The organism is Nocardioides jiangsuensis (genome assembly GCF_019679455.1).
Classification (GTDB): domain Bacteria; phylum Actinomycetota; class Actinomycetes; order Propionibacteriales; family Nocardioidaceae; genus Nocardioides_C; species Nocardioides_C jiangsuensis.
Genome location: NZ_JAIEZQ010000002.1, coordinates 453330 through 472804 on the forward strand (window position 1 = coordinate 453330; position 19475 = coordinate 472804).

Annotated in this window: 16 protein-coding genes; 10 read left to right on the forward strand and 6 right to left on the reverse strand. The window is 70.4% G+C overall.

Going from position 1 to position 19475, the window contains the following annotated elements; all coding sequences use genetic code 11:
• Positions 1–137 precede the first annotated feature (137 nt).
• On the reverse strand, positions 138–872 hold the full coding sequence (trhA, locus tag K1X13_RS10685; RefSeq protein ID WP_221025050.1) for a PAQR family membrane homeostasis protein TrhA: 735 nt from the start codon (positions 870–872) through the stop codon (positions 138–140).
• An 87-nt stretch (positions 873–959) separates the two neighbouring features.
• On the opposite strand from trhA, the gene K1X13_RS10690 reads away from it, so the two are divergent.
• The 7 genes from K1X13_RS10690 (at position 960) to K1X13_RS10720 (ending at position 9943) form a co-directional block, all read left to right on the forward strand.
• Positions 960–1736: an isoprenyl transferase gene (locus tag K1X13_RS10690; protein ID WP_221025051.1), complete on the forward strand. Its 777-nt coding sequence runs from the start codon at positions 960–962 to the stop codon at positions 1734–1736.
• 252 nt (positions 1737–1988) lie between these two features.
• Positions 1989–3341 (forward strand): RNA 5'-3' helicase PhoH2, encoded by a 1353-nt coding sequence (gene phoH2, locus K1X13_RS10695; protein ID WP_372450693.1) that lies wholly within the window; start codon positions 1989–1991, stop codon positions 3339–3341.
• 160 nt (positions 3342–3501) lie between these two features.
• Positions 3502–4845, forward strand: a complete 1344-nt coding sequence (locus K1X13_RS10700) for an ABC transporter substrate-binding protein (protein ID WP_221025052.1) — start codon at positions 3502–3504, stop codon at positions 4843–4845.
• Positions 4846–4938: 93 nt separating this feature from the next.
• Positions 4939–6153 (forward strand): carbohydrate ABC transporter permease, encoded by a 1215-nt coding sequence (locus tag K1X13_RS10705; protein ID WP_308249505.1) that lies wholly within the window; start codon positions 4939–4941, stop codon positions 6151–6153.
• Positions 6150–7013, forward strand: a complete 864-nt coding sequence (locus K1X13_RS10710) for a carbohydrate ABC transporter permease (protein WP_221025053.1) — start codon at positions 6150–6152, stop codon at positions 7011–7013. Before K1X13_RS10705 ends, K1X13_RS10710 begins: the two co-directional genes overlap by 4 nt.
• Positions 7010–9154 carry an alpha-galactosidase gene (locus K1X13_RS10715; protein ID WP_221025054.1) on the forward strand — a complete coding sequence of 715 codons (2145 nt, stop codon included), beginning with the start codon at positions 7010–7012 and terminating at the stop codon, positions 9152–9154. The genes K1X13_RS10710 and K1X13_RS10715 overlap by 4 nt, the downstream gene beginning before the upstream one ends.
• A gap of 279 nt (positions 9155–9433) precedes the next feature.
• Entirely contained in the window at positions 9434–9943 is a 510-nt protein-coding gene (locus K1X13_RS10720) for an aggregation-promoting factor C-terminal-like domain-containing protein (RefSeq protein ID WP_225914940.1), read from the forward strand.
• 62 nt (positions 9944–10005) lie between these two features.
• On the opposite strand, the gene K1X13_RS10725 is transcribed toward K1X13_RS10720, so the two are convergent.
• The 3 genes from K1X13_RS10725 to K1X13_RS10735 form a co-directional block, all read right to left on the reverse strand.
• Positions 10006–11388 (reverse strand): class II fumarate hydratase, encoded by a 1383-nt coding sequence (locus K1X13_RS10725; RefSeq protein WP_221025056.1) that lies wholly within the window; start codon positions 11386–11388, stop codon positions 10006–10008.
• A 28-nt stretch (positions 11389–11416) separates the two neighbouring features.
• Positions 11417–12109: a spermine/spermidine synthase domain-containing protein gene (locus K1X13_RS10730; RefSeq protein WP_221025057.1), complete on the reverse strand. Its 693-nt coding sequence runs from the start codon at positions 12107–12109 to the stop codon at positions 11417–11419.
• Between the two features lie 138 nt (positions 12110–12247).
• On the reverse strand, positions 12248–13930 hold the full coding sequence (locus K1X13_RS10735; protein WP_221025058.1) for a fumarate hydratase: 1683 nt from the start codon (positions 13928–13930) through the stop codon (positions 12248–12250).
• 48 nt (positions 13931–13978) lie between these two features.
• Between K1X13_RS10735 and K1X13_RS10740 the strand changes: the two genes are divergently transcribed.
• Together K1X13_RS10740 and K1X13_RS10745 are read left to right on the forward strand one after the other, a co-directional pair.
• Complete coding sequence (locus K1X13_RS10740) at positions 13979–14614, forward strand: DUF1707 SHOCT-like domain-containing protein (protein WP_221025059.1); 636 nt, start codon at positions 13979–13981, stop codon at positions 14612–14614.
• Between the two features lie 68 nt (positions 14615–14682).
• Complete coding sequence (locus K1X13_RS10745) at positions 14683–16494, forward strand: WS/DGAT/MGAT family O-acyltransferase (protein ID WP_221025060.1); 1812 nt, start codon at positions 14683–14685, stop codon at positions 16492–16494.
• A gap of 145 nt (positions 16495–16639) precedes the next feature.
• Here K1X13_RS10745 and K1X13_RS10750 read toward each other — a convergent pair whose 3' ends face one another.
• Positions 16640–17557, reverse strand: coding sequence for an alpha/beta fold hydrolase (locus K1X13_RS10750; protein WP_221025061.1), 918 nt, complete (start codon positions 17555–17557; stop codon positions 16640–16642).
• Between the two features lie 155 nt (positions 17558–17712).
• Between K1X13_RS10750 and K1X13_RS10755 the strand changes: the two genes are divergently transcribed.
• The gene (locus K1X13_RS10755; RefSeq protein WP_221025062.1) at positions 17713–18576 is read left to right on the forward strand and encodes an esterase/lipase family protein; all 864 of its coding nucleotides are present in this window, start codon (positions 17713–17715) and stop codon (positions 18574–18576) included.
• Here K1X13_RS10755 and K1X13_RS10760 read toward each other — a convergent pair.
• Positions 18530–19462 (reverse strand): PfkB family carbohydrate kinase, encoded by a 933-nt coding sequence (locus tag K1X13_RS10760; RefSeq protein ID WP_221025063.1) that lies wholly within the window; start codon positions 19460–19462, stop codon positions 18530–18532. The genes K1X13_RS10755 and K1X13_RS10760 overlap by 47 nt on opposite strands.
• Positions 19463–19475 lie beyond the last annotated feature (13 nt).

Here is a 19475-nt window from a genome sequence, read left to right on the forward strand (position 1 = left end):
CCTTCGGGCTCGTGGCGCGATCGTGAGGGGCTTGTCATCGGTGGGCACCTCCATCTCGATCGAGTGGATTTGTCCTATGAAGGTAAACCCGCCCCGGGCCGGAAGTCCATACCCCGCGGAGGATGCGCCGCGGCTATCTAGCGCACCGAGTACGTCGCGATCGAGACGCCCACGTAGTGGCTGACGAAGGCCGCGATGGTGAGGGTGTGGAAGACCTCGTGGAAGCCGAACCAGGTCGGCGACGGGTTCGGCCGCTTGAGGCCGTAGACCAGGGCGCCGGCCGTGTAGAGGAGCCCGCCGAGCACCATCAGGGTGAGCACGGTGGCCTCGGCGTTCTCCACGAAGTCGCCGAAGAAGAACACCGCCGCCCAGCCGAGCGCGATGTAGATCGGCGTGTAGAGCCAGCGCGGAGCGTCGCTCCAGAAGATCCGGAAGAGCACGCCGAGCCCGGCGCCGACCCACACGACGGTGAGCAGCACCGTGCGGTCGCGACCCTCGAGCAGCAGCAGGGTGAAGGGGGTGTAGCTGCCCGCGATCAGCAGGAAGATGTTGGCGTGGTCGAAGCGGCGCAGGAACCTCCACGTGCGCGGCGACCAGGTGCCGCGGTGGTAGATGGCGGAGACGGTGAACAGCACCAGCGCCGAGGCGGCGAAGATCGACGAGCCGACCCGGGTGGCCGCGTTGGGGGAGAGGATGATCAGCACGACGCCGGCGGCCAGGGTCAGGGGTGCGGAGGCGGCGTGCAGCCAGCCGCGCATCCTCGGCTTGACCTCCTCGAGCACCTCGCGCACGTGGGCGCGCAGGTGCTCGCCGGTCTCGGAGCCGTGCCGCGACGACTCGCCGTCCTGGTGCTGCTGGGCGGGAGAGGTCATGCGGCCCAGAATACCGGCGGACACGGTGCCCCCGGACGGGATCCAATCGGTACAGAGCGGGCCCCCGCACCGGTAGTGTGGTGTGCCGTGGCTGACTGGAAGAGCGGGCTCCGCCGGATCCTCTACCCCGCGTACGAGGCGCGGCTCGCGCGTCGCCTCCCCACGGACCGCCTGCCCAAGCACGTCGGCGTCATGCTCGACGGGAACCGGCGCTGGGCCAAGGCCGTCGGCGCCGACGCGGCGCACGGGCACCGGGCGGGCGCGGCGAACATCTCCCCGCTGCTCGAGTGGTGCGAGGAGGTCGGCGTCGAGGTGGTCACGCTGTGGCTGCTCTCCACCGACAACCTGAACCGCCCCGCGGCCGAGCTGGCCGAGCTGCTCACGATCATCGAGGAGGCGGTGGACGACCTCGCCTCGGAGGGACGCTGGCGGCTCAACCCGGTCGGCGCCCTCGACCTGCTCCCCGCGGAGACCGCCCGCCGCCTCAAGGAGGCCGCGGACCGCACGCGCGACGTGGACGGGATCATCGTCAACGTCGCCGTCGGGTACGGCGGCCGGCGCGAGATCGCGGACGCCGTACGCTCCCTGCTCCAGGAGCACGCCTCCAAGGGCACCACGCTCGACGAGCTCGCCGGGATCCTCGACGTGGAGCACATCTCCGAGCACCTCTACACCAAGGGGCAGCCCGACCCGGACCTGGTGATCCGCACGTCGGGGGAGCAGCGGCTCGGCGGCTTCCTGCTCTGGCAGAGCGCGCACAGCGAGTTCTACTTCTGTGAGGCCTACTGGCCCGACTTCCGCAAGGTCGACTTCCTCCGCGCGCTGCGCGCCTACGCCGCCAGGGAGCGCCGCTTCGGGGTCTGAGCGGCCCGTCCGCGGGTTGGCAAAGCCTCCCTCGCGTTCGGGCGTGTCGCTTCCGAACACGGTGAGACCGTCGTACCTTCGCATCAATGGCGAGTGGGGAAGCTCGCCGTTCGGGAGGCCCGTTCGTGAGTCGTCACGACCCAGCACCATCCGGAGGTCCGCACTCGGACTTTCGGGCCTGCTCCCGGTCCACATCTGACAGCTGAGGACCGGGGCGCTGAGTGCGTGCGTCGGTCCGCGAGGGGACGAACCGTGGCTGCAAGCAAGAGCACCACTCGACGGAACAGCGCAGCGCCCGAGGCGGTGGCGGATCCCTCGATCCGCACCTACGTCCTCGACACCAGCGTGCTGCTCGCCGACCCCGGTGCGCTGGGGAGGTTCGACGAGCACGAGGTGGTCCTGCCCGTCGTCGTGATCACCGAGCTGGAGGGCAAGCGACACCACCCCGAGCTCGGCTACTTCGCCCGGGCCGCGCTGCGCATGCTCGACGAGCTGCGGGTGCTGCACGGCCGGCTCGACGAGCCGGTGCCGGTGGGGGAGTCCGGCGGGACGATCCGCGTGGAGCTGAACCACACCGACCCGGCGTCGCTGCCCTCGGGCTTCCGGCTCGGCGACAACGACTCCCGGATCCTCGCGGTCGCCCGCAACCTCGCCAACGAGGGCCGCTCGGTCACCCTCGTCTCCAAGGACCTGCCGATGCGGATCAAGGCGTCGTCGGTCGGCCTGGACGCCCAGGAGTACCGCGCCGAGCTCGCCGCCGAGTCCGGCTGGACCGGGATGGCCGAGCTCGAGGTCGCCGCCGCGGAGATCGACGAGCTGTACGACGACGGGGTGCTCGACCTCGCGGAGGCCCGTGACCTGCCCTGCCACACCGGGCTGGTGCTGCTCTCCGACCGCGGGAGCGCCCTCGGCCGGGTCAAGGCCGACAAGCGGGTGCACCTGGTCCGCGGCGACCGGGAGGCGTTCGGCGTCCACGGCCGCTCCGCGGAGCAGCGGATCGCCCTCGAGATGCTGCTCGACCCCGAGGTCGGCATCGTCTCCCTCGGCGGCCGCGCCGGCACCGGCAAGTCGGCGATGGCGCTGTGCGCGGGCCTGGAGGCGGTGATGGAGCGCCGCCAGCACAAGAAGGTCGTGATCTTCCGCCCGCTGTACGCCGTCGGCGGCCAGGAGCTCGGCTACCTGCCCGGCAGCGAGTCCGAGAAGATGTCGCCGTGGGCCCAGGCGGTCTTCGACACGCTCGGCGCGCTCACCTCGCCCGACGTGATCGAGGAGGTCATGGACCGGGGCATGCTCGAGGTGCTGCCGCTGACGCACATCCGCGGCCGCTCGCTGCACGACGCCTACGTGATCGTGGACGAGGCGCAGTCCCTCGAGCGCAACGTCCTGCTCACCGTGCTCTCCCGGATCGGCGCGAACTCCAAGGTGGTCCTCACGCACGACGTCGCGCAGCGGGACAACCTGCGGGTGGGGCGCCACGACGGTGTCGTCGCGGTCGTGGAGAAGCTCAAGGGGCACCCGCTGTTCGCGCACGTCACCCTCACCCGGTCGGAGCGTTCGCCGATCGCGGCCCTTGTGACGGAGATGCTCGAACACGTGGTGTTGTGACGATCCAATAACAGTTGTCGCCTCGCTGGGTCGAAACGTCCGGGACTGGCTACCCGGTCATGGACACGTCTACCGGCACACGGTAGAAAGACGAGTGACGCGGTGTGGTTCAGATCACACCGCGTCCGAGCCAGCAGGTCAGGCCCAGCGAGGAGACGACATGAGACGCAGGAACAACCGGGTGCTCTCACTCGGAGTGATGTGCACGACCGTGGCCATGCTGACGGCAGGGTGCCTGTCCGGCGGCGGTGACGGCGGCAGCAGCGGCGGTGGCGGCGGGGGAGGCACCGACGACGGTGACGGCGTCGTCGAGATCATCGGCGCCTTCGGCGGTGTCGAGGCCGACTCCTTCGAGAAGGAGATCAAGTCCTTCGAGGACGAGAGCGGCATCGACATCCAGTACACCGGCACCCAGGACTTCCAGACCATCATCACCAGCAAGGTCCGCGCCGGCGACACCCCCGACATCGGCATCTTCCCGCAGCCGGGCACGCTGACGCAGCTCGGCGAGGACGGCGAGGTCGCGCCGATCGACGACTACCTCGACACCGCAGCGCTCGAGAAGACCCTGATCCCGGGCCTCCTCGACGCCGGGGCGGGGGAGGACGGCACGACCTACGGCGCGCCGATGCGGGTCGCGGTCAAGAGCCTCGTGTTCGTGCCCAAGAAGGCCTACTCCGAGGGTGGCTACTCCACCGAGCCCGCCTCGATCCAGGAGCTCATCCAGATCGGCGACCAGATCAAGGCGGACGGCGTCGCGCCGTGGTGCATCGGCTACGGCTCCGACGCCGCCACCGGCTGGGTGGGCACCGACTGGATCGAGGAGTACATGCTCCGGCTGCACGGTCCCGAGGTGTACGACCAGTGGGTCTCCCACGAGATCCCCTTCGACGACCCGAAGGTGCAGGAGGCGTTCGACGCCTACGGCGAGATCGTCAAGACGGAGGGCAACGTGCGCGGCGGCGCCGAGGCCGTGATCAACACGCCCTTCGCGGAGGCCGGGACCCCCGCCTTCGAGACCCCGCCGGGCTGCATGATGCAGCGCCAGGGCAACTTCATCACGGGCTTCTTCCCCGAGGACATCCAGGCGAACCTCGACGAGTCGGTCGACGTCTTCTACTTCCCGGCCTACGAGGGCGGGTACGACGGGAACCCGGTGCTCGGAGGCGGTGACCTCGCCGCGTCGTTCAACGCCGACGACGAGGAGACCACCAAGGTGATGGAGTACCTCAGCGGTGAGGACTTCGGGAAGTCGTGGGCCGGGGACGGCGGCTGGCTGTCGCCGCACAGCACCTTCGACACCTCGCTCTACCCCGACGAGACGACGCGCAAGGTCGGCGAGATCGCAGCCAACGCCGACGTGTTCCGGTTCGACGCCTCCGACCTGATGCCGACCGAGGTCGGCGGCGGAAGCTTCTGGACCGGGATGGTCGAGTGGACGACCGGCGACAAGACGACCGAAGAGGTCACTCAGGAGATCGAGCAGTCCTGGCCGTCCTCGTGATCTGAGGTGGCGGGGCCGTCCGCGGCCCCGCCACCCTCCCCAGTGAGCTCCCGCACTGCCGTCGCCGAGGAGGCGACCGGCTAAGGAAGGGTCGTGAAGCAGGTGTCCACGAAGTCTGAAGACAGCGCGAGCGTGGCGGAGCCGCCTCCCCCGCCCGCCCCTCGGCGAGGCGGGCGGACCTACGAGGAGATCGAGGCCGTCAACAGCAAGCAACGCAAGGTCAAGCTGGCGGTGGGCACCGTCGGCCTGGTGGTCTCCCTGTACGTGGTCGTCACGGTGTTCCAGGCGCTGGCCCTGTTCGCCGACGACATCCCCCGTCTGCTCCAGGGAGTGATCGCGGTCATCGCCGGTGTCGGCGGGGCGGCGCTCCTGTTCTACTTCATCAACATGGTGGTCGAGGGCTTCCCCCGGCGCTTCTCCGAGGGCGTCATCCCCTACGCCTTCCTCCTGCCCGCGATGCTGCTGATCGGCGTCATGCTGATCTACCCGACGGTGCAGACGATCAACTTCAGCTTCGCCGACGCCGACAGCGAGGTGTACGTCGGCCTCCAGAACTACATCGACGTCTTCCAGGATCCCGACTTCCAGGAGTCGATCTTCAACAACATCCTGTGGCTGATCATCGTCCCCGCCGTCACGGTGGTCATCGGGGTCGTGGTCGCGGTGCTCGCCGACAACCTCTCGACCAACGGCGAGAAGATCTCCAAGAGCTTCATCTTCGTGCCGATGGCGATCTCGTTCGTCGGTGCCGCGGCGATCTGGAGCCTGATCTACCAGTACGACCCGCCGGGCGACACCCAGACCGGCCTGCTCAACGCGATCTGGGTCGGCCTCGGCAACCTGGTCGGCGCGAGCGTGGAGCCGGTGGCCTGGCTGAGCGTCTCGACGTTCAGCCTCAACGACATCCTGCTCATGGTGATCGTGATCTGGCTGCAGGCGGGCTTCTCGATGATCCTGCTGTCCTCGGCGATCAAGGGCGTGCCCGAGGAGACGATCGAGGCGGCGCGGATCGACGGCGCCAACGAGTTCCAGATCTTCCGGCAGGTGGTGATCCCGCAGATCCGGGGCACGATGATCACCGTCTTCATCACCGTGCTGATCATGGTGCTGAAGATCTTCGACATCGTCTACGTCACCACCAACGGTCGCGACGGGACCAACGTGATCGCGAACCTGTTCTTCCAGGAGATCTTCCGCACCGGGGACAACGGGATCGCGTCGGCCATCGTGGTGATCCTGCTGATCGCCGTGATGCCGGTGCTCATCTACCAGGTCAGGCACTTCCGCCGAGAGGAGACAGAGCGATGAGCGCCAACACGGAGGGTGGACGCAAGCGCAGCTGGTTCTCCATCCTGACCATGACCTTCCTCTGCCTGCTGTGGACCGTGCCGACGCTGGGGCTGCTGGTCAGCTCGTTCCGTCCGCGGATCGACATCGAGCGCAACGGCTGGTGGACCGCGCTGTTCAACTTCTTCGACACCACGTGGACCACCAGCAATTACAGCAACGTGCTGACCCAGAAGGACATGGCCGGCTCGTTCGTGAACAGCATCGTGGTCGCGGTGCCGGCGACGATCCTGCCGATCATGTTCGCCGCCTTCGCGGCGTACGCCTTCACGTTCATGAGCTTCCGGGGCAAGGACGTGCTGTTCGTCCTGATCGTGGCGCTGATGGTGGTGCCGATCCAGGCGGCGTTCGTCCCGCTGCTGACCCTGCTGGGGCCGGACGGGCTGGACATCAACGGCGAGTACCTCGCGGTGTGGATCCTGCACACCGGGTTCGGCATGCCGCTGGCGATCTACACGATCCGCAACTACATGAGCACGCTGCCACGCACGGTGATCGAGTCGGCCAAGATCGACGGGGCGACCCACTTCCAGACGTTCTGGCGGCTGATCGTGCCGATGTCGGTGCCGGTGCTCGCGGCGTTCGCGATCCTGCAGTTCCTGTGGGTCTGGAACGACCTCCTGATCGCGCTGCTCTTCCTGGGGTCGGGCGACAAGTCCACCGTGATCGTGAACCTGGCCAGCCTGCTGGGCACCCAGGGCCAGGGCGCGGAGCTGCTCACGGCGGGCGCGTTCATCTCGATGCTCGTCCCGCTGCTGGTGTTCTTCGGCCTCCAGCGCTACTTCGTCCGCGGCCTCACGGCAGGAGCGGTCAAGGGGTGAGCCTCACGCACGACTCGTTCTACCGGCGAGCAGCAGGCAGCAGCCTGCTGCTCGCCGTGTGTGACGACGGCCAGGGGGCCACGGTGCCGGTGCTGCTGCACTGGGGCGCGGACCTCGGGGACCTGGGCGAGGACGACGTCGCCGCGATCGTCCGGGCGCGCACCCCGACCGTGCCGCACAGCGCGCTGGACCAGCCGCGCTGGCTCGCGGCGCTGCCCGAGACGGTCACCGGCTTCACCGGGACCCCGGCCGTCGAGGGGGTCCGGGCCGGCGCGACCGGGCCCTGGGCGCCGCGGTTCGACGCCTGGAGCCTGACCCATGACGGCCACACCGCCAACCTCCGGGCGGCCGACGAGGAGAGCGGCCTGACCGTGGCCCTCACCGTCGGGATGGACGAGGACGGCGTGGTGATGACGCGCTCCTCGCTGACCAACACCGGTCCCGGTGACTACACGGTGAGCGCGCTGCGCTGCGTGCTGCCGGTCGGACCCGAGGCCACGGAGGTGCTCGACCTGACCGGCCGCTGGACCCGCGAGCGCTCCCCGCAGCGGCGCCCGTTCGCCCAGGGAACCTGGCAGCGCTCGGGACGGCACGGGCGCACCGGGCACGACGCGACCCTGGTGATGGTGGCGGGCACGCCCTCCTTCGGCTTCCGGACCGGCAGCGTCTGGGGCGTGCACCTGGCCTGGAGCGGCGACCACGTGCACTACGCGGAGCGCACCCCCGAGGGGGAGTCCCTGCTCGGCGCGCACGAGCTGCTCGGGCCCGGCGAGCTGGTGCTCGCGCCGGGAGAGGCGTACACCACGCCGTGGCTGCTCGGCTCCTGGTCCGGCGAGGGCCTGGACCCGATGAGCCACCGGCTGCACGCGTGGGTGCGCCGCAGCGCCCGGCGCCGTCCGGCGACCCGTCCGGTCATGCTCAACACCTGGGAGGCGGCGTACTTCGACCACGACCTCGAGAAGCTCAGCCGGCTGGCCGACGCCGGTGCGGCCGTGGGCGTCGAGCGGTTCGTGCTCGACGACGCGTGGTTCAAGGGCCGCCGGAACGACTACGCCGGCCTCGGCGACTGGACCGTCGACCCGGAGGTCTGGCCGCAGGGGCTGCACCCGCTGGTCGACCACGTCCGCGGGCTCGGGATGGAGTTCGGGCTCTGGGTGGAGCCGGAGATGGTGAACCTCGACTCCGACCTGGTCCGCGAGCACCCCGACTGGGTGCTGCGAGGTCGTTCCGCGCTGCCCCCGGAGTGGCGCCACCAGCAGGTGCTCGACCTGCAGAACCCCGCCGCGTTCAGCCACATCCGGGACGCGCTGGGCGCCCTCCTGCACGAGTACGACATCAGCTACCTGAAGTGGGACCACAACCGTGACCTCGTCGACACCTCCCACGCCGGGCGCCCCGCCGTGCACGGGCAGACCCGCGCGCTCTACGCGCTGATCGACGACCTCAAGGGGGAGCACCCGCACCTGGAGATCGAGACCTGCGCCTCCGGCGGCGGCCGTGTCGACGCCGGCATCCTGCTGCGCACCGACCGGGTGTGGCCCAGCGACACCATCGACGCGCTCGAGCGCCAGCACATCCAGCGGTGGACGACGCTGCTGGTGCCGCCGGAGCTGGTCGGCACCCACGTCGGAGGGCCGGAGGCGCACACCACCGGCCGCCGGCACCGGCTCGGCTTCCGGGCGGCGACCGCGCTGCTGGGCCACTTCGGCGTGGAGTGGGACATCTCCGTGGTCCCGGCGCAGGAGCGCGAGGAGCTGGCCGGCTGGATCGCGACGTACAAGCAGGTCCGCGAGCTGGTCGGGTCCGGGCTGCTGGTGCGCGGCGACCACCCCGACCCGGCCCTGCTCGTCACGGGCGTGGTGTCCCGGGACCGGGCCGAGGCCGTCTACGTCCTCGCGACGGTCGCCAGCTCGGCAACGCAGACACCCCTGCCGGTGCGGCTGCCGGGACTCGACCCGGACCGCCGGTACGCCGTGGAGCGGATCGGTCCCGAGGAGGGCGGACCGCTCGTCGACATGGGGCAGTCGTGGCTCGGCGGGGAGCCGCTGGTCCTCCCCGGGTCGGTGCTCGGTGCTGCCGGCGTCCGCCTGCCCGTGCTGCCGCCCGAGTCCGCCCGGGTCCTCCGGGTTTCGGTGATATGACCTGACCGTGTTGTGTCGTAGAACACGACGTGTACGCTGACGGACGATTTGCACCTGTGGAGCACATCCGGGATGGTGGAGAACTTGCCCAGCGCCCCCCGGGCTCCGACCTTGTAGTCAACCGTTTGCGAGAGATCGTCTGTGCCGAAACGCGATACGTACGTTCCGAGACACCGGAACGCACCCGCTGAACCTGCGCTGAAGAGAAGCCTTCGCAAGTCAGTCCTCTACTCCGGTGTCGCCGTCGCCGCGACCGGACTCGCCGTCACCGGCGGCGTCGTGGTCAAGGACGAGGCCCCCGCCGACTCCGCGGCCGCCACCATCGCCGCGGCCCAGTCCGAGCAGGCCGACCAGCCCGTCCCCGCGGGGCTGTCCGACCGTGGCTCCGACACCGTCTCCCGGTCCGACCGCCGGACCTCCGTGGAGAAGGAGCGCGCCCTCGACCAGGCCTCGGGGGGCCAGGTCACCCGCACCGAGGACCTGGCCAGCCAGGACCCGCGCGACATCGCCCGCCAGATGCTGCCCGAGTTCGGGTTCTCCGAGGGCGAGTTCAGCTGCCTCGACTCCCTGTGGGTCAGCGAGAGCGACTGGGACATGAACGCCGACAACCCGACGTCCACGGCCTACGGCATCCCGCAGGCCCTGACCGGCGGCACCCACGACAACCTGCCGGCGGACTACATGACCAACCCGGCGAGCCAGATCGAGTGGGGCCTGGGCTACATCCGGGACTCCTACGGCAGCCCGTGCGCCGCCTGGGAGTTCAAGCAGGCCAACAACTGGTACTGAGCCCCTGGGCGCGCCCTGCGGCGCGCGACCCGGCGTGAGACGAGGCCCTGACCGGCTCCCGGTCAGGGCCTCGTCATGCGCGCGACGTCGAGCGCCTCGTCGAGCTGCTGCTCGGTCAGGTCGCCCTGCTCCACGAAGCCCATCTCCACGACGACCTCGCGGATCGTCTTCTCCTCCGCCAGCGCCTTCTTGGCGACCTTGGCGGCGTTCTCGTAGCCGATGTAGCGGTTGAGCGGCGTCACCACCGAGGGGGAGGACTCCGCGTAGGTCCGCATCCGCTCGACGTTGGCGGTGATCCCGGCGACGCAGCGGTCCGCGAGCAGGCGGCTGCTCGTGCTCAGCAACCGGATCGACTCGAGCAGGTTCCGGGCGAGGACCGGCATCATCACGTTGAGCTCGAAGTTGCCGGAGGCGCCGGCCACGGTGACCGCGGTGTCGTTGCCGATCACCTGCGCGCAGACCATCAGCGTTGCCTCGGGCAGCACCGGGTTCACCTTGCCCGGCATGATGCTCGAGCCCGGCTGCAGGTCGGGGAGGTTGATCTCGGCGAAGCCGGTGCGCGGACCCGACGACATCCAGCGCAGGTCGTTGCAGATCTTGGTCAGGCTCACCGCGACCGTGCGCAGCTGGCCCGAGAGCTCCACCAGAGCGTCGCGCGCGCCCTGTGCCTCGAAGTGGTTCCGGGCCTCGGTGAACGGCAGCCCCGTCGACGCGGCGAGCTCCGCGATCACCTTCGCCGCGAACCCCTCGGGGGTGTTGATCCCGGTTCCCACCGCCGTACCGCCGAGGGGGAGCTCCGCAACCCGTGGCAGGACCGACTCGAGCCGCTCGATGCCGAGCCGGACCGCGGCGGCGTACCCGCCGAGCTCCTGGCCGAGCATCACCGGCGTGGCGTCCATCAGGTGGGTCCGGCCGGCCTTGACGACGTCCTTGAACTCCTCGGCCTTGCCCTCGAGCACCGATGCGAGGTGGTCCAGGGCGGGGACCAGGTCGTGGGTGGTCGCCGCGGTCGCGGCCACATGGATCGAGGTCGGGAAGGTGTCGTTGCTGGACTGGCTGGCGTTGACGTGGTCGTTGGGGTGTACGTCGACCCCGGCGCGCTGTGCGAGCGAGGCGAGCACCTCGTTCATGTTCATGTTCGACGACGTCCCGGAGCCGGTCTGGAAGACGTCGACCGGGAAGTGGTCGTCGTGCCGACCGTCGGCGACCTCGGCGGCGGCGTCACGGATCGCCGCGGCCATCGTCTCGTCCACCACGCCCAGCTCGGCGTTGACCTTCGCGGCGGCCGCCTTGACCTGCGCGAGTGCGCGGACGTGCGCGGGCTCGAGGGTGCTGCCGCTGATCGGGAAGTTCTCCACGGCTCGCTGGGTCTGCGCCCGCCATAGGGCGTCGGCGGGGACCTGGACCTCGCCCATGCTGTCGTGCTCGGTGCGGAATCCGTCCATGCCGCGACACTACCCGCGGCGGCGGTGGCTATGCCTCGACGCGGGAGAGGTAGATCCAGTACTGCTCGTCCCGGCTCTGCAGGGTGACCTCGAAGGGCACCGCGACGGCGTTGCCGAACGCCTCGCGCATCTCCTTCTGCAGCGTGGGCGACTCCGCCGCCGACCAGATCACCAGCGCCCCGCCCGGGCTCAGGCAGGCCCGGGCCTGCTCCAGGAAGGTCCGCTGGTAGAGCGCGACGTTGTCGTCGTGGACCAGGAACCCGGGGCCGTTGTCGACGTCGAGCAGGACCAGGTCGTACGCCGCCGGGGTGGCCTCGGCCATCGCGACCCGGATGTCGGCGGCGACCACGGAGACGCGCTGGTCGGCGAGGTAGGCGGGGCCGTGCGGGACGGTCCCGTCGCGCATCCACTGCACGAGGGCGTCCTCGATCTCGACCACCACGACCTGCTCGACGCGCTGGTCCGCGAGCACCTCGTGCAGCGTGAACCCGAGGCCGAGCCCACCGATCACGACGCGCCGCGGGTCGGTCACCTTCGCGAGCGCCGCCCGGGCGAGGCCCCGCTCGCTGCTGGTCTCCTGGGTGTCCATCACGAACACCCCGTTCACCCGCAGCTCGAGGACCGCGGGGGCGTTGACGCCGGCGTCGGGGTCGCGGCGCTCGCGCAGCACGACCTCGCCCCGCTCGGACTCGGCCCGGGCCAGCTCGACGTACTCGGTCATCGTTCTCGTCTCTCGTGTGCGGTCTCGGGCCTGCATGGTGCCCGTGATCCCGGCACACATGTGCCGTTGTGACACGTTCCGAGCGCGCGGGCGTGCCACAACGGCACACGGGTGCGGTTGTGTCCTACAGAGGAGCGGTCAGACCTTCTCGGCGGAGCGGGTGCGCACGGTCAGCGCGATCGGCTTCTGGGTCTCGGCGAAGAAGTCGTTGCCCTTGTCGTCGACCACGACGAACGCGGGGAAGTCCTCCACCTCGATGCGCCACACCGCCTCCATGCCGAGCTCGGCGTACTCGAGCACCTCGACGTGCTTGATGCAGTCCTGTGCGAGCCGGGCGGCCGGGCCGCCGATCGAGCCGAGGTAGAAGCCGCCGTGGGCCTTGCAGGCGTTGGTGACCTGCACCGAGCGGTTGCCCTTGGCGAGCATCACCATCGAGCCGCCGGCGGCCTGGAACTGGTCGACGTAGGAGTCCATCCGCCCCGCGGTCGTCGGGCCGAACGAGCCGGAGGCGTAGCCCTCGGGGGTCTTGGCCGGGCCGGCGTAGTAGACCGCGTGGTCCTTCAGGTACTGCGGCATGCCCTCGCCGGCGTCGAGGCGCTCCTTGATCTTCGCGTGGGCGATGTCGCGGGCCACCACGAGCGGGCCGCTGAGCGAGAGCCGGGTCTTGACCGGGTACTTCGACAGCTCGGCGCGGATCTCGTCCATCGGCCGGTTCAGGTCGACCTTCACCACGTCGTCGCTGAGCTTCTCGTCGGTGGTGTCGGGGAGGTACTTCGCCGGGTCGCGCTCGAGCTCCTCGAGGAAGATCCCCTCGGCTGTGATCTTGCCGAGCGCCTGGCGGTCCGCGGAGCACGACACCGCGATCGCGACCGGGCAGGAGGCGCCGTGGCGGGGCAGCCGGACCACGCGGACGTCGTGGCAGAAGTACTTCCCGCCGAACTGCGCCCCGATCCCGAAGGACTGGGTGAGCTTGAAGACCTCCTCCTCGAGCTCGAGGTCGCGGAACCCGTGGGCGGCCATGTCGCCGGAGGTGGGCAGGTTGTCGAGGTAGTGCGCGGAGGCGTACTTCGCGGTCTTCAGCGCGAACTCCGCCGACGTCCCGCCGACCACGATCGCGAGGTGGTACGGCGGGCAGGCGGCGGTGCCGAGCGAGCGGATCTTCTCGTCGAGGAACTCCAGCATCCGCTTGGGGTTCAGCACGGCCTTCGTCTCCTGGAACAGGAAGGACTTGTTCGCCGAGCCGCCGCCCTTGGCCATGAACAGGAACTTGTACTCCGGTGCCTTCCCGTCGGTGCCGGGCGTGGAGTAGAGCTCGATCTGTGCGGGGAGGTTGGTGCCGGTGTTCTTCTCCTCCCACATGGTCAGCGGCGCGAGCTGGGAGTAGCGCAGGTTCAGCTTGGTGTAGGCGTCGTACACGCCCTTGCTGATCCACTCGCCGTCGTCGGCGCCGGTGAGGACGCCCTCGGACTTCTTGCCCATCACGATCGCGGTGCCGGTGTCCTGGCACATCGGCAGCACGCCGCCGGCGGAGATGTTGACGTTCTTCAGCAGGTCGAGCGCCACGAAGCGGTCGTTGCCGCTGGCCTCGGGGTCGTCGATGATCTTGCGCAGCTGGGCGAGGTGCGCGGGACGCAGGTAGTGGGCGATGTCGTGCATCGCCTCCGAGGTGAGCAGCCGCAGCGCCGACGGGTCGACCTGGAGGAAGGTGCGGCCGTTCGCCTCGAACGTGCTCACTCCCTCGGTGCCGAGGAGCCGGTACGGGGTGTCGTCCCGGCCGGTGGGGAGAAGGTCGGAATAGCGGAAGTCAGCCTCGTTACTCACGGGAGTGAGGATAGGCGAGCCGACTACGCTGAGCTCATGGAGGGACGGATGGAGAGACGTGACCCGGCACAGCTGAGGGTCTCGGACCACGACCGCCACCAGGTCGCCGAGCTTCTGCGGCAGGCGGCCGGGGAGGGACGTCTCGACCTCGACGAGCTCGACGAGCGGCTGGAGGCGGCGTACTCCGCCAAGACGTACGCCGACCTGGTCCCGATCACCGCGGACCTGCCGGTGCGGCCCACGGACCACCCGGCGGTGCCGCAGGGCGTGCCCCTGGGGCAGCCGCTCGTGCCGGCGGCGACGTACACCACCTCGGTCTCCTTCCTGGGCGACTGCACCCGGCGCGGGGTGTGGCGGGTGCCCGCGGAGCACACCGCCTTCTCGATGATGGGCGGGGTGACGCTCGACCTGCGGGAGGCGCAGCTCGAGGCACGCGAGACCACCATCACCGCCGTCGCGATCATGGCCGGCATCGACATCGTCGTGAACGCCCGGACCCAGGTCATCGTCGAGGGGATCGGGGTGATGGGCGACTTCAGCCAGACGCGTGACAGGGTGCCGGCCGAGATCACCCCCGACTCGCCGGTGGTGCGGGTGAAGGGCTTCGCGCTGATGGCCGGGGTGTCCGTGCAGCGCAAGGCGATGCCGGGGGAGTCCCGCAGACGGATCGGCTGGAAGGCATAGCCCTCCGTTCGTGACCGACCGGTCACAGACGGGTGACAGGGGTACGGGCGCGGCGACAGACTGTTCGAATGCGCCAGCTGACCTCTCTCGATGCCCAGTTCCTCAACGTCGAGTCCCCCACGACGGTCGGCCACGTCGGCAGCCTGGTCGTGCTCGACCCGTCAACGGCGCCGGACGGTCAGTGGACCCTCGAGACCGTGCGCGCGGTGTTCGAGCCACGCCTGCACCTCGCCGCCCCGCTGCGCCAGCGCCTCGTCCCGGTGCCGCTCGGACTGGGCCGCCCGTACTGGGTGGACGACCCGCACTTCGACATCGAGTTCCACCTGCGCGAGCTGGCCCTGCCCGCGCCGGGCACGAAGGAGCAGCTCGGCGAGCAGGTCGCCCGGATCCACGCCCGGCAGCTCGACCGCACGCGGCCGCTGTGGGAGGCCTACGTCATCACCGGCCTCGAAGGCGGGAAGTCGGCGTTCTACACGAAGATCCACCACGCCGCGATCGACGGTGTCTCCGGCGCCGAGATCCTCGAGACGATCATGGACATCACGGTCGAGCCGCGCGAGGTGGAGCCGGAGCCCGAGCCGTTCGTGCCCCGGAAGATCCCCTCCACGGCCAACCTCGTACGACGGGGCCTGGCCGCCGTCGCGGTGAACCCGGTGGAGGTGCTGCGCACGGTGCCCAAGTCCCTGGGCTACCTCGACGAGCTGCCGGGCGCGGCGAACTTCCCGGGCGCGCGACTCGTCAGCGAGACCGCCGGGCTGGTGGGCCGGGCGCTGGGGCACTCCACGCCGGACGTCGGGCACCGGGCGCTGCACGCGCCGCGCACCCCGCTCAACGGCCACATCACCCCGCACCGCCGGTTCTCCTACGGCTCGGTGCCGCTGTCGGACGTGAAGCGGGTGAAAAACCACTTCGGGCTGACCGTCAACGACGTGGTGATGACCCTGACCGCGGCAGCCCTGCGCCGCTGGCTGCTGGACCACGACGCGCTGCCGACCACGCCGCTGGTGGTCGCCGTGCCGGTCTCGATCCGCACCGAGGACCAGGCCGGCGCGCCCGGCAACCTGGTCTCGGTGATGATGGCCGAGCTGCCGACGCACCTGGCCGACCCGGCCGAGCGGCTGCAGTCCATGAAGGAGTCGATGGAGGAGGCCAAGCGCCACTTCGACGCCGTCCCCGCGACTCTGCTCCAGGACCTCGCCCACGTCATCCCCACCGCGCTCTCGGGACTCGCCGCGCGGGCGCTGTTCAAGCTCGCCATGGTCCCCGGCGTGCTGTTCAACCTCTTCGTCAGCAACGTGCCGGGGCCGCAGCTGCCGCTGTACATCGCTGGCGCGAAGGTGGAGGGCGTCTACCCGGTCTCGGCGGTGACCGACATGACCGGCGGCCTGAACATCACGCTGTTCTCCTACGACGGTGACCTGGACTTCGGCCTGATCGCGTGCCGGGAGATGGTGCCCGACGTGTGGAACCTGATCGGCTACCTCCAGGACGCGATGGCGGAGCTGGTCGCGCTGGTCCCCGGTGAGGGGACGCGGGCCGAGCCCGAGGAGGCCGCGGAGCGCGAGACCGCCGCGCGGAAGGCGCCGGCCAAGCAGGCTGCCACGGGGAAGACGCCCGCCAGGAAGGCCCCGACCAAGAAGGCCGCCGAGAAGGCCGCCGCGAAGAAGACGCCTGCCAAGAAGGCCGCCGCGAGGAAGACGCCGGCCAAGCAGGCCCCGGCCAAGAAGGCCCCGGCCAAGAAGGCCCCGGCCGAGAAGGCCGCCGCGAGGAAGAGCGCGGGCGCGTCGTCGGCCGGGCGGGGTGGCGCGCGCACCTCCGCGGCCAAGAAGAGTGCGCCGAGGAAGACCACGACCACGAGGTCGGAGCCCAGGGAGCGGTAGGGGGCCGCGCCAGGTAGTTCGTGAGCAGATGGCTGTTCTCCGGCGTGAGGACAGCCATCTGCTCACGAACTACTCGGGCCAGACACGGGGAGCCGGCACGGCGGCTCGAGCGCCCGACCGGCGTACCGCGGTGCCGACCCGAAGGTCAGCGGCGGCTCTTGGCGCGGTCGGCGTTGCGGCGGATCGCCTCGACGAAGGTCTCGTGCAGGGCGACCGGGACGTCGTGCCCCATGCCCGGGATCAGCAGCAGCTCGGAGCCGGGGATCGCCTGGGACGTCGCGCGGCCGCCCGAGACGTGCACCATCTTGTCGTGGGTGCCGTGGATCACCAGCGACGGGATCCGCAGGCTGCGCAGCGCCCGTGAGCGGTCCGGCTGGGTGAGGATCGCGCCCATCTGCCGGGCGACGCCGGGCGCGCTGACCCCGCGGTCCCACGTCTCGGCGGCCCGTTCGCGGACCGCCTCGGTGGTGTCGGGGTAGAGCGGGGAGCCGATGATCTTCCACAGCCGTGCCGAGGTCGCCACGTAGTGCTCCCGTGACTGGCTGCGGCGGGCGAGGAGCAGGGGCAGCAGCCGGGGGTCCTGCCAGCCGACCGTACGGCGTCCGGTGGTGGACATGATCGAGGTCATCGACAGCACGCGCTTGGGCTGGCTCAGCGCCATCGTCTGCACGATCATGCCGCCCATCGAGATTCCCACGACGTGCGCGGCGTCGAGCTCGAGGTGGTCGAGGAGGGCGAAGGCGTCGTCGGCCATGTCCTGCATGGAGTACGGCGTCCGCGCCCTGAGCCCGGCGAAGGACTTCACGATCATCCGGCGGTTGATCCGGCCGGAGACCCGGGAGGAGTGCCCCGTGTCGCGGTTGTCGTAGCGGATCACGTAGAAGCCGTTGTCGGCGAGGCGCTGGCACAGCTCGGGACTCCACCAGGTCATCGGCCCGCCCAGGCCCATCACGAGCAGCAGCGGGTCGCCCTCGGGGTCGCCGAAGGTCTGGTAGCAGATGTCGACGCCGGTGGGCAGCGCGGCCATCTGCTCCTCGGACGGGGCGGGGTGCACGTTCGACATGAGGCCTCTCTCACGACGTTGTTACCCACCAGTTTACGTGCAGTCTGCACGGGGTCACGAGGAGGCGGACGTTGCGTAACGGTTCCGCCACGCGAGGTTTGCGGCGGTTCGCGAGTGGTTAAAGTCACAACCAGTCCCACGACCGGGAGGTTGCCGTGGCATCACCGCTGGGAGGGTTCCTGTGCCCTCCGGGGTACTCCGGACCACGTGGGCTGCGCGCCATCGCGCGGGAGAGCAGCGCCGTGGCCGAGGCGGCCCGGCTGGTACGACGGACCGCCGGCGACCGGATCGCGGGCCGGCGGACGCCGTACGCCACCCTGACCCCGGTGCGCTCGGTGGACCCGGTGGTCCTCGTCCCCGGGTTCATGGCCGGTGACTCCTCGCTGCTGCTGATGTCGCGGTACCTGCGCAGGCTCGGCTACCGGACCTACCGCTCCACGATGCACGCGAACGTCGGCTGCACCCAGGCGGCGTCCTATGCCCTCGAACGGCGGATCGAGGCGATCGCGATCAAGCGCGACCGCAAGGTGACCGTCGTGGGGCACAGCCTCGGCGGACTGCTCGCCCGGACGATCGCCGGACGGCGCCCCGACCTGGTGGAGGCCATCGTCACCATGGGCAGCCCGATCCTGGCGCCCGGCGCGATCCACTCCGTGCTCGCCTTCGACCTCGCGCTGGTGATCGCGCTGCGCCGCGCCGGCCTCGGCACGATGATGGGGGAGGACTGCACCTCCGGCGACTGCGCCCGGCTCAGCTGGGAGCAGGCGCGCGGCCCGGTCCACTCGTCGGTGGCGTTCACGTCGATCTTCTCGCGCCGCGACGGCGTGATCGACTGGCGCGGCTGTCTCGACCCGGCGGCGAGGACCGTGGAGGTGCGCACCAGCCACCTGGGCATGGCCGTCGACCCGGTGGTGTTCGACGTGGTCGCCGCGACCCTGCAGGCGAACCGCGAGCGGCGGGCCGCCCGGGAGGTCACCCGGGCCAGGTTGTCGGCAGTTCCCGCCGCGTCGGCGGGTTAGCCCCGCGCCGCGAGCAGGTGACCGCCGCGGCCACCATCGACCCGTGCAGCAGGACCCGGACGTGGTCCTCGTCGAGGGCGGTCAGCGCGCCGGGGCTGTCGTCGGGCAGGTCCCAGTCGCACAGGATCGCGAGCGCGGCGGCCATGAACGAGTCGCCGGCGCCGACGGTGTCCACGACGTCCACCTTCGGGGCGGGGACGGAGGTGAAGAAGCCCTCCGCGTACGCCGCGGCGCCGCCGGGGCCGTGCGTGACGATCACCAGCTCGGTCTGGTCACCGGCGAGCAGCTCGCGGGCCAGGCTGTCGACGTCCACGCCGGGGCGCATCACGTTCAGGTCCTCGTCGCTGATCTTCACCAGCTGGCTCAGCGCGGCGAGCTCGAGCACCTCGCGCCAGGCCAGGTCGGGGTCCTCGACGAACGCCGTCCGGATGTTGGGGTCGTAGCTGACGAACACGTCGTCCTGGTCGGCCTGGCGGAGCAGGTCGACCACGGCGTGCCGCCCGGGCAGCAGGCTGGCGCCCAGCGAGCCGATGTGGAGGCCGCGTGCCTCGGGCAGGGTGTGGTGCTCGAGGTCCCAGACCAGGTCGAACTCGTAGGTCGCGGCGTTGTGCTCGTCGAGCCGGGCGGTCGCCGTACTCGTGGTGGACGCCGCCACCACCGACGTCGGCGCCAGGTCCGCGCCGCTGGACCGGACGTGGTCGGCGATCCACCGGCCGTGCTCGTCGTCACCGATCCGGGTGATCAGCAGCGACGGGATGTCGAGGCGGGCCAGGCCCACCGCGACGTTCATCGGCGATCCGCCGACCGCGTGCGACGTCTCGCCCTCCTGGGGCACCACGATGTCGACGAGGGCCTCGCCCACGACGACGAAGGGCAGCTTGCTCACGGCAGGTCCCGTC